This is a genomic window from Streptomyces sp. NPDC000075 (assembly GCF_040301925.1).
GTDB lineage: Bacteria > Actinomycetota > Actinomycetes > Streptomycetales > Streptomycetaceae > Streptomyces > Streptomyces polychromogenes.
The window spans coordinates 96,324-111,214 of record NZ_JBEPFL010000020.1 but is presented as its reverse complement, the minus strand read 5'-3'; the positions used below and the strand labels follow the sequence as shown (position 1 = coordinate 111,214).

Genomic DNA, 14,891 nt, shown 5'->3' with positions numbered 1-14,891 from the left:
TCGGCGCCGTCGCGTACCCGAGGGGAGGCGGCCGGGATGGGACTGCTCCACCGCTTCGGGCACGAGGACCTGCTGCGGTGCCGGTTCGCGCTGTCGCCGCTGTGGGAGACGCAGGAGGCGGTGCGCACCCTCAAGCGCCCGGACCGGCAGGGCTACCACCTGCCCTGGCTGCGCGGGATCCGGGAGGCGGCGGCCGGGCTGGACCTGCGGCCGCTGTGGCTGCTGATGCCCCGGCGCGGGCACAGTACGGACTTCATCAGCCCGCCGCCGAGCGGCCCCGGGGTGTCCTTCGCCGAGGAGCTGGCGCTGGTCCGCGCGGCGGATCCGGCCGCGGCCCGCGAGGACATGCTCAAGTCCCTCAGCTGCACGCCGGGGGCGCTCGACGGCGAGCCGGGCCGCCGCCTGCTCGCGGATCCGGCGCGGTCCGTGCGGGAGCTGGCGGACCTGCTGGAGCGGGCCTGGAGCGTCCTGGTGGAGCCGCACTGGCCGCGGCTGCGGGCCCTGCTGGAGGCGGACGTCCTCTTCCACTCGCGGCGGCTCGCCGCCGGCGGCCTGGAGGCGCTCTTCGACGGGCTGCACCCGGAGCTCTCCTGGGACTCCGCCGCCCTCACCCTGACCATCGAGCGGCCCGCCCACCACGAGCGCGTCCTGGGCGGGCAGGGGCTGCTGCTGATGCCGAGCGCCTTCGTCTGGCCGCAGATCGCGGGCGGCTTCGACCCGCCCTGGCAGCCGACCGTGGTGTACCCGGCCCGGGGCATCGGCGCCCTGTGGACCCCCGTGCGGGAGGACACCCCGCCCATGCTGGCCCGCCTGCTGGGCCGGGTCAGGGCCGATGTGCTGTGCGCCCTGGAGGAGCCGGCCTCGACCACGGCGCTGGCCCACCGGCTGGGCCTGGCCCCGTCCACGGTCTCGGCCCACCTGAAGGTGCTCCGGGAGGCGGGCCTGCTGATCCCGTCCCGCCACGGGCACCAGGTCCGCTACGAGCGCACGCCCCTGGCCATAGCCCTGGCCTCGGGAGGGGCCACGGCCTGACCGGCCGGGGCCCTCAGCCCCGCGTGCCGCGGCGCAGGCCGTGGCGGACCGCGCGCTGGCCCAGCGGGCCGAGGCCCTCCAGTACGGCGGCCAGGGACGCCAGTTGTTCCAGGGCGTCGAGGGCGCGGCCGGCCCCGTCGGGGTCGACCCCCTCGTACAGCTCGATGCCGACGAAGGAGGCGGCCGTGGCGCGGGCCAGGCCCGCCGGGTCGGCGAGGCCGGCCAGCGGGGTCGCCGCGAGCAGCCGGGTGAGGACGGCCTCCAGTTCCGCGATCCACAGGCCGAGCCCGTCGGCGGTCGCGGCGGCCAGCGCCGGGGAGGACTGCGATGCCGCCATCAGCTGCCCGAGCACCGCGACGTAGCCGCCGGCCCGTTCCTCGGCGTGCATCGCGCGGGCGAACTCCAGCAGTTCGCCGAGGCCGCCCAGCGCGGCGAGCCGGTCGCGGTAGCGCGCGACGCGCTGGGCGGCGCCGTACCGGCAGGCCTCGGCGAGGAGTTCGTCCACGGAGCCGAAGTGGTAGAAGACCAGCCCCTGCGCGACGCCGGCGGTGGCGGCGATGTTGCGGGCGGAGGTCTTGGCGACGCCCTGCTCGACGAGGGTGCGCAGGGCCCCTTCGAGGAGCTTCTCCTTGGTGGCCGCGCTCATGCCCGGGCCTCTTCGCGGACGGGCCGCAGGTCACCGCGGACGCCGTGGGTGCGGACGTCCACGTACCGGGCGGTGAAGCTGCCCTCGTAGCCGAAGAGCGGCCCGGCGTACGGGTTGGTCACCCGTACCCGGATCCGGAACCGGCCGGTGGTGTCGTCGAAGGACTCGCGCACCTCGGCGTCCCCGCCGATCAGGCGGGGCACCCGGAGGTCGAGGGGGCCCTCGCGGAAGCGGTGCTCGCCGGAGCGGATGAGCAGGGAGCCGTCGGGCTCGGCGCTCATGTGCAGATCGCTGGCGAGGTGCTGGTGGGTGCCCAGGTAGTCGAGGACGCAGCCGCGCTCGGGGCTGTGGATCATCGTGGCGTCGAAGCGGCGCGGACCGTCGGGCAGCCGGAAGGTCCGTACGAAGGTGACGGTCTCGCGCCCGTACGAGTCGGCGTAGGGCATGTTCTCGATGACGAACGGGACGTCGCGCCCCTCGCGCGGCACCAGGATGTTGCGGGTCCCGCCGAGCCGCAGGAAGGGCTTCACGAAGCCGCGGCCGTGCCAGATCCGCTCCATGGTCCCCTCGCCGATGCAGCCCTCCCCACTCTCCAGCCCGACGGAGAACCGGCGCCGGAGTTCGGGGTGCAGGCGGCCGAAGTCTGCGCCCATGTGGGCGCGGAAGATGGACGTCACGAGGGCTCCAGGGTGGTCAGCAGGCGGGGTTCGGCGGCGGTGTTGCGCCCGGGCGGCCTGCGCAGGCAGCGGCGGGCGGCCGGGGTGCCGGGGAGCGGCGGCAGCAGCAGCGCGGCGGCGAGGACGGGCAGGGCGGCGACGGCCGGCGCGAGGGCCAGGGCGGCGGCGCAGACCAGCGCCCGCAGCAGGGTCTCGGCGAGGGCCCGGGCCAGGGCCCGGCCCGGCGGGGTCCCGCGTTCGCACCACAGCCGCAGCCGGTCGAAGGACCAGGCGGTGCCCCAGCCCATGAGCGGACGGAAGACCAGCCGGTCGGCCAGGGAACCCAGGCGGCCCCAGCGCGGGCGGTAGTCGTAGCCGGTGAGGAAGCGGATCCCCTCCGGGCCCGGGACGTAGCGCCAGTACCCGCTGCCCTCGGCGAGCAGGGACAGCGGATGGTCCGAGGCGAAGCGCAGGGCGGAGACCCGGGTCCCGTCGGGCCGCTGCCGCTCGCCGGCGCAGATCCCGGTGCCCGCGACGGTGACGAACGGCAGGACCCGGGTGGCGTACCGAAAGCGCTGCGGCTCGCCCCCGGCGCGCGGGAGGTGGTCGATGGTGGTGAACCGCAGGTCCCAGCGCTGGTGCAGCGCCGGGTTCTGGCTGCGCTCCCACAGCTCGTCCATCCCGGTGCGGATCACCGTCTCGACGTACAGGCCCATCCCGTTCAACCCCCCGGCGCCGCGTGTTGAGCGATCGCTCAAACGGGACCCTAGACGGTTTTGAGCGATCGCTCAACAGTGAGCCCGGTCACCCCGGCCGGGTGCGGACGCGCGAAAGCGCCCCCCGCCCGGGCGGGCGGGGGGCGCTTTCGGAAAGGGTCGTGCCGGGCCGGGTCAGTCCCGGGCGAGGTGGCGTTCGACCGTCTCGACCTTCGAGGTGATCCCGTCGGTGACGCCGGGGCGGATGTCGGCCTTGAGGATGAAGGAGACCCTGGGCGCGCGCTCCTCCACGGCGGCGACGGCGCGGCGGACCACGTCCATCACCTCGTCCCACTCGCCCTCGACGGTGGTGAACATGGCGTCGGTGCGGTTGGGCAGCCCCGACTCGCGCACCACGCGGACCGCGTCGGCGACGTACTCGCCGACCTCCTCACCCACCCCCAGCGGGGTCACCGAGAACGCGACGATCACGCCCGGGCCGCCTCGCGCGCGCGGGCGGCGACGACGCTGTCGGCCTCGTCCCGCTTGAGCAGCCGGTCGCCGTAGAGCCCGCCGAAGGGCAGCAGCGCCAGCAGGAAGAAGAGGGCGACCTTCTTCAGCGGCCACTTCGCCTTGTTCCACACGTCCAGCAGGAAGACCGCGTAGATGACGAAGAGGATCCCGTGCAGGATGCCCAGCGGCATCATCAGGTAGTCGATGTCCGAGATCCGGCTCAGCAGGGAGCCGAAGATCAGCAGGGCCGGGAACGACAGCGCCTCCGGGACGGAGATGAGGCGCAGCCGGTGCAGGGCGGAGGCGGTCTTGATGTCCACGTGGAACCTTCGGGGCCGGGGACCGGGGGTCCGTTCCAGTGTCTCAGCCGCCGCCGGGGATCTTCGGGCGGGGGGCCGGAACCCCCAACACCGGCGAATGTGGCGTATATCGACCTCCGGGCCCTGTTCGGTGCCGCCGCGTGCCGATACCGTCATCCCCGTGGCTCAGTTCCGACTCCAAGGCAGCAAGGTGCTGGCCGTCGAGCTGACCGGGGACGCCGTGAAAGCGAAGAACGGCTCCATGGTCGCGTACGACGGGCAGATGGCCTTCAAGAAGATGACGGGCGGCGGCGAAGGCCTCCGCGGGATGGTGACGCGCCGGCTCACCGGCGAGCAGATGACCGTGATGGAGGTACAGGGACACGGCACCTGCTACTTCGCGGACCGTGCGAGCGAGATCAATCTGGTGAACCTGCGCGGCGAGAAGCTCTACGTCGAGTCCAGCAACCTGCTGTGCACCGACGCCTCCCTGCGCACCGGTACGACGTTCACGGGCCTGCGCGGCGCCAGCACGGGCAACGGGCTCTTCACGACGACCGTGGAGGGCTCCGGCCAGGCGGCGATCATGTCCGACGGCCCGGCGGTGGTGCTGCGCGTCAGCGCCCAGTACCCGCTCTCGGTGGACCCGGGCGCGTACATCGCCCACACGGGCGACCTGCGCCAGTCGTTCCAGTCGGGGATCAACTTCCGGACCCTGATCGGCGAGGGCTCGGGCGAGGCGTTCCAGATCCGGTTCGAGGGCGAGGGCCTGGTGTACGTGCAGCCCAGCGAGCGCAACACGATCGGGGGTGACGTCTGATGCCGTTCCGCGAGATCAACTCGAAGATGGTCGAGGCCCAGGTGGTCCCCGGGCAGAAGATGTACAGCCAGCGCGGGGCGATGCTCGCCTACCGGGGCGAGGTCTCCTTCACCCCGAGCATCACCGGCGGCCAGGGCGGCGTCATGAGCATGATCGGGCGCCGGGTGGCGAACGAGCAGACCCCGCTGATGGAGGTGGAGGGCAGCGGCACGGTCATGTTCGGCCACGGCGGCCACCACATCCAGGTGATCAACCTCCAGGGCGACACCCTCTACGTCGAGGCCGACCGGCTGCTGGCCTTCGACGGCACCCTCCAGCAGGGCACGATGTTCATGGGCTCGCAGGGCGGCGTCATGGGCATGGTGCGCGGCCAGGTGACGGGGCAGGGCCTGTTCACCACCACCCTCAAGGGCCACGGCGCGGTCGCCGTGATGGCCCACGGCGGGGTCATCGAGCTCCCCATCACCCCGAACCGGCCGGTCCACGTCGACCCGCAGGCGTACGTGGCCCACCACGGGGACGTCAGGAACAAGCTCTCCACCGCGCTCGGCTGGCGGGACATGGTGGGGCGCGGCTCGGGCGAGGCGTTCCAGCTGGAGCTGTCCGGCCAGGGCGCGGTCTACGTACAGGCCTCGGAGGAGAAGCTGTGAACTTTGGCCCCGTGAGCGGCGGGCCGGGCGGTCCGACGGTCTTCGACCCGTACACGCTGCCCTCCGACGACAACGTGAACGCGTACACCTTCTGCGTGGAGCTCAAGGGGAACCAGTGGTTCCTGCAGAAGGGCAAGATGATCTCGTACTACGGGCGCATCGAGTTCAACGGCATCGGCCACGGCCGCTTCGACCGGCTGCTGCGCACCAGCTTCCACTCGCCGCTGCACGCGAGCGACTGGGTGGTGGCCGAGGGCCAGGGCAAGATGCTGCTGGCCGACCGGGCCTTCGACGTGAACTCCTACGACCTGGACGAGGGGAACCTGACCATCCGGTCGGGGAACCTGCTGGCGTACGAGCCCTCGCTGGCCCTCAAGCAGTCGATCGTCCCGGGATTCCTGACGCTGATCGGAACCGGGAAGTTCGTGGCGGCGTCCAACGGACCGGTGGTCTTCATGGAGCCGCCGCTGCGGGTGGACCCGCAGGCGCTGGTGGGCTGGGCGGACTGCCCCTCCCCGTGCCACCACTACGACCACGGCTACATGTCCGGCGTGATCGGCGGACTGCGGGCGCTGACCGGCATCGGGGGCACCTCGGGCGAGGAGCACCAGTTCGAGTTCGTCGGCGCGGGCACGGTGCTGCTCCAGTCGACCGAGCTGCTGATGGCGGAGCAGTCGGTCGGCGCGGTGGGCGCCGGGGCGGCCACGGGCAACGCGCAGGGCGTCCCGGGGGCCGGCCAGGGTCCGCTGGGCCAGCTGGGGGTGCCGCGGATGCCGGGGCAGCTCGGCGACCTCCAGCGGCGGCTCGGTTTGTAGATCTTCCTATTTTTGTACGTAATTCAACTTCTTAGGTAGAGTTCTTTCATGGAGACGATGGAGACCGAGACGGCCACCCGCTGGCTCACCGAAGCCGAACAGTGCGCCTGGCGCACCCACCTGGACGTCAGCAGACTGCTGGCGCACCAGCTGGAAAAGGATCTCCAGCCCTTCGGACTCACCAACAACGACTACGAGATCCTGGTGAACCTCTCGGAGTCGGAGGGCCACCGGATGCGCATGAGCGACCTGGCCACCGCGACCCTCCAGTCCAAGAGCCGGCTGTCCCACCAGATCACCCGCATGGAGACCTCGGGCCTGGTCCGCCGGGTCAACTGCGAGTCCGACCGGCGCGGCCTGTACGCCGTCCTCACCGACGAGGGCATGGAGACCATGCGCAAGGTCGCCCCGCACCACGTGGCGTCCGTCCGGGAGCACTTCATCGACCTGCTCCCCCCGGAGGCCCTCCAGGCCCTGCGCAGCTCCCTGGCCCCCGTCGCGGAACACCTGCGCGGCAACCGCGGCAAGATCTAGCGCACACACGCCGGAGGGGCGGGGGAACGCACCCCCCGCCCCTCCGGTGTCTTCCGCCCGGCTCAGCCCTCGGTCAGGCTGTCCAGCAGCGCGTCGGCGGCCGCGTACGGGTCCAGCTCACCGGCGGCGACCCGCCCGGCCAGCGCCCCCAGGTGCGCGTCCCCGTGCAGGTCCGCCAGCCGGCTCCGCAGCGCGGTGATCGCGATGGTCTCCACCTCCCGCGCGGCCCGCGCCGTGCGCCGCTCGGCGAGCACCCCCCGCTCGTCCATCCACGCCCGGTGCTTCTCCAGCTGCTCGACCAGCTCGTCGATGCCCTGCGCCCGGGCCGCGACCGTCTTGACGATCGGCGGGCGCCAGTCGCCGGGGCCCCGGGACTCGCCCAGGCCCAGCATGTGGTTCAGCTCCCGGGCGGTCGCGTCCGCGCCGTCCCGGTCGGCCTTGTTCACCACGTACACGTCGCCGATCTCCAGGATCCCGGCCTTCGCGGCCTGGATCCCGTCGCCCATCCCGGGCGCGAGCAGCACCACCGAGGTGTCGGCCTGCGAGGCGATCTCCACCTCCGACTGCCCGACGCCGACCGTCTCGACCAGGACCACGTCGCAGCCGGCCGCGTCCAGGACGCGGATCGCCTGCGGAGCCGCCCACGCGAGCCCGCCCAGGTGCCCCCGGGTGGCCATGGAGCGGATATAGACCCCCGGGTCGGAGGCGTGGTCCGACATCCGGACCCGGTCGCCGAGCAGGGCCCCGCCCGAGAAGGGCGAGGACGGGTCCACCGCGAGCACGCCGACCCGCTTGCCGGCCTTGCGGTACGCCGTGACCAGGGCCGAGGTCGAGGTCGACTTGCCGACCCCCGGGGAACCCGTCAGCCCGACCACGTACGCGCCGCCCGTGAGCGGCGCCAGGGCGGCCATGACCTCGCGCAGGTGCGGGGACGCCCCCTCGACCAGCGAGATCAGCCGGGCCACGGCCCGCGGCCGGCCCTCGCGGGCCTGCGCCACCAGCGCGGGGACGTCCACCGTCGCCATCAGCGCAGCACCTACGCCTTCGGGACGCGGATCACGAGGGCGTCACCCTGGCCGCCGCCACCGCACAGCGCGGCCGCGCCGACCCCGCCGCCACGCCGCTTGAGCTCCAGCGCCAGGTGCAGCACCACGCGGGCGCCCGACATGCCGATCGGGTGGCCCAGGGCAATGGCGCCACCGTTGACGTTCACCTTTTCCGGGGTCACGCCGAGGTCCTTCATTGACTGCACGGCGACCGCCGCGAAGGCCTCGTTGATCTCGATCAGGTCCAGGTCGGCGACCTCCAGGCCCTCCTTCTTCAGGGCGTGCAGGATCGCGTTCGAGGGCTGCGACTGGAGGGAGTTGTCCGGGCCGGCCACGTTGCCGTGAGCGCCGATCTCGGCGATCCAGTCCAGGCCCAGCTCCTCGGCCTTGGCCTTGCTCATCACGACCACGGCGGCGGCGCCGTCGGAGATCTGCGAGGAGGTGCCGGCGGTGATGGTGCCGTCCTTGGCGAACGCCGGGCGCAGCTTGCCGAGCGACTCCACCGTGGTCTCCGGGCGGATGCCCTCGTCCGCGGCGAAGATCACCGGGTCGCCCTTGCGCTGCGGGATCTCGACCGGGGTGATCTCGGCCTCGAAGACGCCGTTCTTCTGCGCGGCGGCGGCCCGCTGGTGCGAGGCGGCGGCGAACTCGTCCTGCGGGGCGCGCTCGATGCCCAGGCGGGTGTTGTGCTTCTCGGTGGACTCGCCCATCGCGATGTTCTCGAAGGCGTCGGTGAGGCCGTCGTGGGCCATCGCGTCGAGCATCTCGATCGCGCCGTACTTGTAGCCCTCGCGGGACTTCGGCAGCAGGTGCGGGGCGTTGGTCATCGACTCCTGGCCGCCCGCCACCACGACGTCGAACTCGCCCGCGCGGATGAGCTGGTCGGCCAGCGCGATGGCGTCCAGGCCCGACAGGCACACCTTGTTGATGGTGAGCGCGGGCACGTTCATCGGGATGCCGGCCTTGACGGCGGCCTGGCGGGCGGGGATCTGGCCCGCGCCGGCCTGGAGCACCTGGCCCATGATCACGTACTGGACCTGGTCGCCGGAGATGCCGGCCCGCTCCAGCGCGGACTTGATGGCGAAGCCGCCGAGGTCGGCACCCGAGAAGGACTTCAGCGAGCCGAGCAGCCGCCCCATGGGCGTGCGGGCCCCGGCGACGATCACGGAGGTGGTGTTGATCGCTTCGGACATGAGGGCGAATCCCCTTTCAGCGGGGAAGCTGAGGAGTGAACGAGGGTTTACCTGAATGTACTGAGCAGTACCCGCGCCGTCACCGGGCAGTCGGTGTGATCGCTGGCACGTTGCGTGACGACCCTCCTCGGCGGTGCACTGTTCCCATGCTGACAAGAATCGACCACATCGGGATCGCCTGCTTCGACCTGGACAAGACCGTCGAGTTCTACCGTGCCACGTACGGCTTCGAGGTGTTCCACACCGAGGTCAACGAGGAACAGGGCGTCCGCGAGGCCATGCTGAAGATCAACGAGACCTCCGACGGCGGTGCCTCGTACCTCCAGCTCCTGGAACCCACCCGCGAGGACTCGGCGGTGGGCAAGTGGCTCGCCAAGAACGGCGAGGGCGTCCACCACATCGCCTTCGGCACGGCGGACGTCGACGGCGACGCCGAGGCCATCCGCGCCAAGGGCGTCCGGGTCCTCTACGACCAGCCCCGCATCGGTTCGATGGGCTCCCGGATCACCTTCCTGCACCCCAAGGACTGCCACGGAGTCCTCACCGAACTGGTCACCGGCAACCCGGAGCAGTCAACCGCGCATCACTGACGTGATGCGCTTGCGTTACGGCACACCGCTGGCCGTGGTGTGCCGTCCGCGTCCAGCCCGGTAAGGGCGGCCGGGGCCGTCGACTGGGCCCCGCTGCGCCGCAACCAATGGGCTTGCCCGATGCCAAGCGGTGGCGCTTCGACCCAGGCCTGCCAAAGCGGCCGGCCGTCAGGTTCGCCCTCAAAGTCGCATACGCGTCGCACGTCTTCTTGATCACATGCTGCGCGGCGGGTCTTGACCTCGGCGTAGGCGTGCTCCCGGAGGCTGAAGTTCCGGTACGTCCGGCGGTCGAAGGCCACCCCACTCACCCACGAGGCCGCGGTGTTGCAGGCGCACAAGGTCGCTTCTAGCGCCTCCGCCTGCAGGGGCGTCGGCAACGACTTCACTTCGACGACGAGCTTCACGTCGACGACGCTACTCGGCACCCTCGGACAGATTCATTCGAACACCGCAAATCCATTCATCACGGGCCCGTGGAGCAAGGCGTCTCGGCACCCGACGGGGGACGGCCCCGCCTCAGCGCACTGATGCCCCCATTCCCCGGCCGGTAGAGTGGCCATGGCTCGGCCGGGGTGCGGTCGGAGACGGGGCGGGGCCCGATACCCCTGCCCCGGTTTCTGACACCATTTCCCCGGGGGCGTCGTTCAGCGGGCGAGCGATGCTCAATTGAGGTGAGCTTGCGACCAGGGGACGGACGGGACCGCGCTGTGCTCGGCTACGAAAGCCAGGAGAGCCATCAGGCTGAAGCCGACCATCTCACGCGCCTCGAAGCCGAGATGGAGCGGCTGAGGAAGGAGCGCGGGAAGGCAGTCCAGCACGCCGAGGACCTGGGCTACCAGGTCGAGGTGCTGCGGGCCAAGCTGCACGAGGTGCGCCGCGCCCTCGCCTCCCGGCCCGCCTACGACGGCGCGGACATGGGATACCAGGCGGAGCAGCTGCTGCGCAACGCCCAGATCCAGGCCGACCAGATGCGTTCGGACGCCGAGCGCGAGCTGCGCGACGCCCGGGCGCAGACCCAGCGCATCCTCCAGGAGCACGCCGAGCACCAGGCGCGCCTCCAGGCCGAGCTGCACGCCGAGGCCGTCAACCGGCGCCAGCGCCTGGACCAGGAGCTCAACGAGCGCCGCCAGACCGTCGAGGCGCACGTCAACGAGAACGTCGCCTGGGCCGAGCAGCTGCGCTCCCGGACCGAGGCCCAGGCCCGCCGGCTCATGGAGGAGTCCCGCGCCGAGGCCGAGCAGGCGCTGAACGCCGCCCGCGCCGAGGCCGCCCGGACCGCCGAGGAGGCCCGCCGCCGGCTCGCCGCCGACGCCGAGGCCGCCCGGGCCGAGGCCGAGTCCGCGCTGCTGCGCGCCCGCAAGGAGGCCGAGCGGCTGCTGGCCGCCGCCTCCGCGCAGGCCCAGGAGGCCACCGAGCACGCCGAGCGGCTGCGCTCCACCACCACCGCCGAGGCCGAGCAGACCCGGCAGCAGACCATGGACCTCGGCCGGGTGGCCGAGGCCCGCGTCCAGGAGGCCGACGGGGCGCTGCGCGCGGCCCGGGCCGAGGCCGAGACCCTGCTCGCGGAGGCCAAGGAGAGCGCCGCCCGGCAGCTCGCCTCCGCCGAGTCGGTCAACGAGCAGCGCACCCGCACCGCGAAGGAGCAGGTGGCCCGGCTGGTCGGCGAGGCCACCAAGGAGGCCGAGGCCCTCAAGGCCGAGGCCGAGCACGCGCTGGCCGACGCCCGCGCGGAGGCGGAGCGGCTGCGCACCGAGGCCGGCGAGCAGGCCCGTACGGCCGCCGCCGAGGACATGGCGGCGCAGCTGGCGAAGGCGGCCCGTACCGCCGAGGACGTGCTGAACAAGGCCTCGGAGGACGCCCGGGCGACCACCCGCGCCGCCTCCGAGGAGGCCGAGCGGATCCGCCGCGAGGCGGAGGCCGAGGCGGAGCGGCTGCGCGCCCAGGCGGCGGACGCGGCGGCGGAGCTCAAGGGCGCCGCGAAGGACGACACCGAGGAGTACCGGGCCCGTACGGTCGAGCTCCAGGAGGACGCGCGGCGGCTGCGCGGCGAGGCGGAGCAGCTGCGCGCGGAGGCCGTCGCCGAGGGCGAGCGGATCCGCGGCGAGGCCCGCCGCGAGGCGGTCCAGCAGATCGAGGAGGCGGCCAAGACCGCCGAGGAGCTCCTGGGCAAGGCCAAGGCCGACGCCGACGAGCTGCGCTCCGGCGCGGGCGCCGAGAGCGAGCGGGTCCGCGCCGAGGCCGTGGAGCGGGCGACCACCCTGCGCCGGCAGGCCGAGGAGACGCTGGAGCGCACCCGCGCCGAGGCCGAGCGGCTGCGCGCCGAGGCCGAGGAGCAGGCCGCGGCGGTCACCGCCGAGGCGGACGCGGCGGTGCGGGCGCGGCGCGAGGAGACCGAGCAGGCCCTGGCGGCCAAGCGGGCCGAGGCGGACGCGGAGCTGGCCCGGCTCCAGTCGGACGCCGAGGCGCGCCTGGTGTCGGCCGAGCAGACCCTGCGCGAGTCCCGGCTGGCGGCGGAGAACATCCGCAAGGAGACCACCGAGGAGAGCGACCGGCTGCGCGCCGAGGCGGCGGAGCGGATCCGCACCCTCCAGGGCCAGGCGGAGGCGGAGGCCGAGCAGCTGCGCGCCGAGGCCGCGCAGGACGCCGGCCGGGCCCGCGCGGAGGCCGAGCTGGTCGCCGTCCGGCTGCGCGCCGAGGCGGAGGCCGAGTCGGAGCGGGTGCGCACGGAGGCGCAGGAGACCGCCGACCGGCTGCGCGCCGAGGCCAAGGCGGCGGCCGAGCGGGTCGCCGAGGAGGCCGCGGAGGCGCTGGCCGCCGCCCAGGAGGAGGCCGCCCGGCGCCGTCGCGAGGCCGAGGAGACCCTGTCGGCGGCCCGGACGGACGCGGGCAACGAGCGGGCGCAGGCCCGCGAGGAGAGCGAGGAGCTGCTGGCGCAGGCCCGCAGGCGCTCGGAGGAGGCGCAGGCCGAGGCGGCCCGCCTGACCGAGGAGGCGGAGGTCCGCGCGGCGGAGCTGGTCGCGGCGGCCGAGGCCACCGCCCAGCAGGTGCGGGACTCCGTGGCTGGGCTGCACGAGCAGGCCGAGGAGGAGATCGCCGGGCTGCGCAGCGCGGCCGAGGTGGTGGCGGAGCGCACCCGCGCCGAGGCGGAGCAGGAGGCGGACCGGGTCCGCGCCGACGCCCACGCCGAGCGGGACCGGGCGGCCGAGGACGCGGCCCGTGTCCGCAGCGAGGCCAAGGTCGAGACGGACGCGGCGAAGGCCCTGGCCGAGCGCACGGTCGGCGACGCCATCGCCGAGGCCGAGCAGCTGCGCGCCGACACGGCCGAGTACGCGCAGCGGGTGCGGACGGAGGCGACCGACGCCCTGGCGGCGTCCGAGCGCGACGCGGCGCGGACGCGGGCGGACGCCCGGGACGACGCCAACCGGATCCGGAACGAGGCGGCGGAGTCCCTGGAGGCCTCCCGCGCCGAGGGCGCCCGGATCACGGCCGAGGCGACGGCGGAGGCGGAGCGGGTCACCGAGGAGACCCGCCTGGCCAACGAGCTGACGGTCGCGGAGGCCACGGCGGAGGCCGAGCGCCTCACGGCGGAGGCCGAGCAGGCCGCGGAGGCCACCCGCGCCGAGGCGGCGTCCGTCCTGGACGAGGCGCGCGCGGAGGGCAACCGGCTGCGGACCGAGGCGGCCGAGCAGGCCGACCGGCTCATCACCGAGGCCACCGCGGAGGCGGAGCGGCTGACGGAGGAGACCCGCGCGGCCAACGAGCTGACCGTCGGAGAGGCCACCGCGGAGGCCGAGCGCCTCACGACGGAGGCCCGGGAGGCGGCGGAGGCCGCCCGCGCCGAGGCGGCGGCCACGCTGGACGAGGCGCGCGCCGAGGCGAACCGGCTGCGGACCGAGGCGGCCGAGCAGGCCGACCGGCTGATCACCGAGGCGGCCGCCGAGGCGGAGAAGCTGACGGCGCAGGCGGCGGCGACGCTGGCCGCGGCCGAGCGGGATTCGGCACGGATCCTGGTCGACGCGCGGGCCGAGGGCGACCGGCTCGTCGAGGAGACCCGCGCGGCCAACGAGCTGACGGTCGGCGAGGCCGCGGCGGAGGCGGAGCGGCTGCGCGCCGACGCCGCGCGGACGCTGGACGAGGCCCGCGCGGAGGGCGGCCGGATCATCGGCGAGGCCACCGCGGAGGCGGAGCGCGTCACGGCCGCGGCGAACGAGACCCTGGCGAGCGCCGAGCGCGAGGCCGAGCAGACCCTGGACGAGGCCCGCGCGGAGGGCAACCGGCTGCGTACGGACGCCGCCGAGCAGGCGGACCGGCTCATCACCGAGGCGGTCTCGGAGTCGGAGAAGCTCACCGAGCAGACCCGCAAGGACAACGAGCGCACGGTCGGCGAGGCGGCGGCCGAGGCCGAGCGGCTGCGCGCGGAGGCGGCCGAGGCGCTGTCCTCGGCGCAGGAGCACGCGACGCGGACCCGTTCCGAGGCGGAGCGGGTCAAGGCGGAGGCGGCGACCGAGGCGGACCGTACCCGTACGGAGGCCCGCGAGGAGTCCGAGCGGACGCTGGACGAGGCGCGCGAGGAGGCCAACAAGCGGCGCCGCGAGGCCGCGGAGCAGGTGGACCGGCTCATCACGGAAGCGGCGGCGGAGGCCGACAAGCTGACCGCGGACGCGGGCCGGCAGGCGCTGGCCGCCACCACGGCCGCCGAGGAGCAGGCCGACGCGATGGTGGACGCGGCGCGCAAGGAGGCCGCGCGGATCACCTCGGAGGCGACCGTCGAGGGCAACACCCTGGTGGAGAAGGCCCGTACGGACGCCGACGAGCTGCTGGTCGGGGCGCGCAGCGACGCCGCCGCCATAAGGGAGCGCGCGGAGGAGCTGCGTGCGCGCGTCGAGTCCGAGGTCGAGGAGCTGCACGAGCGTGCCCGCCGGGAGTCGGCGGAGCAGATGAAGTCGGCCGGTGAGCGCGTGGACAAGCTGGTCCGTGCGGCGACCGAGCAGAGCGCCGAGGCGGAGGCGAAGGCCAAGGAGCTGGTGTCGGACGCGAGCAGCGAGGCGAGCAAGGTGCGCATCGCGGCCGTGCGCAAGGCCGAGACGCTGCTCAAGGAGGCCGAGACGAAGAAGGCGGAGCTGTCGCGGCAGGCCGAGAAGGCGCTCGCGGAGGCGCGGGCGGAGGCCGAGCGGATCGTGGACGAGGGCCGGCGCGAGCTGGAGGTCCTGGTGCGCAGGCGCGAGGACATTCAGGCGGAGATCTCCCGTGTCCAGGACGTTCTTGAGGCGTTGGAATCATTCGAGGCACCTTCGGGTGGCGGAAAGCCCGCTTTGGGCGGCCAGGGCGCGGGGGGCGTGAAGGCCGGCGCATCAGCGGGGTCCACTCGTTCGGGTGGCAAGGCGTCGGAGGGGTAGTCAGAA

At 73.8% G+C, this 14,891-nt stretch carries 15 protein-coding genes; 7 read left to right on the top strand and 8 right to left on the bottom strand.

Going from position 1 to position 14,891, the window contains the following annotated elements; translation table 11 throughout:
• Positions 1 to 36 precede the first annotated feature (36 nt).
• Positions 37 to 1,032, top strand: coding sequence for an ArsR/SmtB family transcription factor (locus tag ABT403_RS23270; RefSeq protein WP_344165362.1), 996 nt, complete (start codon positions 37 to 39; stop codon positions 1,030 to 1,032).
• A 13-nt stretch (positions 1,033 to 1,045) separates the two neighbouring features.
• Here ABT403_RS23270 and ABT403_RS23265 read toward each other — a convergent pair whose 3' ends face one another.
• From ABT403_RS23265 to ABT403_RS23245, 5 genes are all read right to left on the bottom strand, one after another.
• On the bottom strand, positions 1,046 to 1,678 hold the full coding sequence (locus tag ABT403_RS23265) for a TetR/AcrR family transcriptional regulator (RefSeq protein WP_344165359.1): 633 nt from the start codon (positions 1,676 to 1,678) through the stop codon (positions 1,046 to 1,048).
• A complete protein-coding gene (locus ABT403_RS23260; protein WP_344165356.1) occupies positions 1,675 to 2,355 on the bottom strand; it encodes a DUF4166 domain-containing protein in 681 nt (226 codons plus the stop codon). Before ABT403_RS23260 ends, ABT403_RS23265 begins: the two co-directional genes overlap by 4 nt.
• Positions 2,352 to 3,050 (bottom strand): hypothetical protein, encoded by a 699-nt coding sequence (locus ABT403_RS23255; RefSeq protein ID WP_344165353.1) that lies wholly within the window; start codon positions 3,048 to 3,050, stop codon positions 2,352 to 2,354. The genes ABT403_RS23260 and ABT403_RS23255 overlap by 4 nt, the downstream gene beginning before the upstream one ends.
• A 174-nt stretch (positions 3,051 to 3,224) precedes the next feature.
• On the bottom strand, positions 3,225 to 3,521 hold the full coding sequence (locus ABT403_RS23250) for an MTH1187 family thiamine-binding protein (RefSeq protein WP_079429817.1): 297 nt from the start codon (positions 3,519 to 3,521) through the stop codon (positions 3,225 to 3,227).
• Positions 3,518 to 3,862 carry a DUF3817 domain-containing protein gene (locus tag ABT403_RS23245; RefSeq protein ID WP_079429816.1) on the bottom strand — a complete coding sequence of 115 codons (345 nt, stop codon included), beginning with the start codon at positions 3,860 to 3,862 and terminating at the stop codon, positions 3,518 to 3,520. The genes ABT403_RS23250 and ABT403_RS23245 overlap by 4 nt, the downstream gene beginning before the upstream one ends.
• A gap of 160 nt (positions 3,863 to 4,022) precedes the next feature.
• Here ABT403_RS23245 and ABT403_RS23240 point away from each other — a divergent pair, with 160 nt between their 5' ends.
• Genes ABT403_RS23240 through ABT403_RS23225 form a run of 4 tightly spaced genes read left to right on the top strand, consistent with a single transcriptional unit; the run spans position 4,023 to position 6,660 of the window.
• Positions 4,023 to 4,661, top strand: coding sequence for an AIM24 family protein (locus ABT403_RS23240; RefSeq protein WP_344165347.1), 639 nt, complete (start codon positions 4,023 to 4,025; stop codon positions 4,659 to 4,661).
• Positions 4,661 to 5,311, top strand: coding sequence for an AIM24 family protein (locus ABT403_RS23235; protein ID WP_344165344.1), 651 nt, complete (start codon positions 4,661 to 4,663; stop codon positions 5,309 to 5,311). Before ABT403_RS23240 ends, ABT403_RS23235 begins: the two co-directional genes overlap by 1 nt.
• Complete coding sequence (locus tag ABT403_RS23230) at positions 5,308 to 6,126, top strand: AIM24 family protein (RefSeq protein WP_425580260.1); 819 nt, start codon at positions 5,308 to 5,310, stop codon at positions 6,124 to 6,126. The genes ABT403_RS23235 and ABT403_RS23230 overlap by 4 nt, the downstream gene beginning before the upstream one ends.
• A 57-nt stretch (positions 6,127 to 6,183) precedes the next feature.
• A complete protein-coding gene (locus ABT403_RS23225; protein ID WP_344165891.1) occupies positions 6,184 to 6,660 on the top strand; it encodes a MarR family winged helix-turn-helix transcriptional regulator in 477 nt (158 codons plus the stop codon).
• Between the two features lie 62 nt (positions 6,661 to 6,722).
• Here ABT403_RS23225 and meaB read toward each other — a convergent pair whose 3' ends face one another.
• Both meaB and ABT403_RS23215 read right to left on the bottom strand, forming a co-directional pair.
• On the bottom strand, positions 6,723 to 7,685 hold the full coding sequence (meaB, locus tag ABT403_RS23220; RefSeq protein WP_344165341.1) for a methylmalonyl Co-A mutase-associated GTPase MeaB: 963 nt from the start codon (positions 7,683 to 7,685) through the stop codon (positions 6,723 to 6,725).
• Between the two features lie 11 nt (positions 7,686 to 7,696).
• On the bottom strand, positions 7,697 to 8,899 hold the full coding sequence (locus tag ABT403_RS23215; protein ID WP_344165338.1) for an acetyl-CoA C-acetyltransferase: 1,203 nt from the start codon (positions 8,897 to 8,899) through the stop codon (positions 7,697 to 7,699).
• 146 nt (positions 8,900 to 9,045) lie between these two features.
• On the opposite strand from ABT403_RS23215, the gene mce reads away from it, so the two are divergent.
• Positions 9,046 to 9,489 (top strand): methylmalonyl-CoA epimerase, encoded by a 444-nt coding sequence (mce, locus tag ABT403_RS23210; protein ID WP_344165335.1) that lies wholly within the window; start codon positions 9,046 to 9,048, stop codon positions 9,487 to 9,489.
• On the opposite strand, the gene ABT403_RS23205 is transcribed toward mce, so the two are convergent.
• Positions 9,483 to 9,893 (bottom strand): hypothetical protein, encoded by a 411-nt coding sequence (locus ABT403_RS23205; RefSeq protein ID WP_344165332.1) that lies wholly within the window; start codon positions 9,891 to 9,893, stop codon positions 9,483 to 9,485. The two genes, mce and ABT403_RS23205, sit on opposite strands and share 7 nt — an antisense overlap.
• 303 nt (positions 9,894 to 10,196) lie before the next feature.
• Between ABT403_RS23205 and scy the strand changes: the two genes are divergently transcribed.
• Positions 10,197 to 14,885: a polarized growth protein Scy gene (gene scy, locus ABT403_RS23200; protein WP_344165329.1), complete on the top strand. Its 4,689-nt coding sequence runs from the start codon at positions 10,197 to 10,199 to the stop codon at positions 14,883 to 14,885.
• The last annotated feature ends 6 nt before the right edge of the window (positions 14,886 to 14,891 follow it).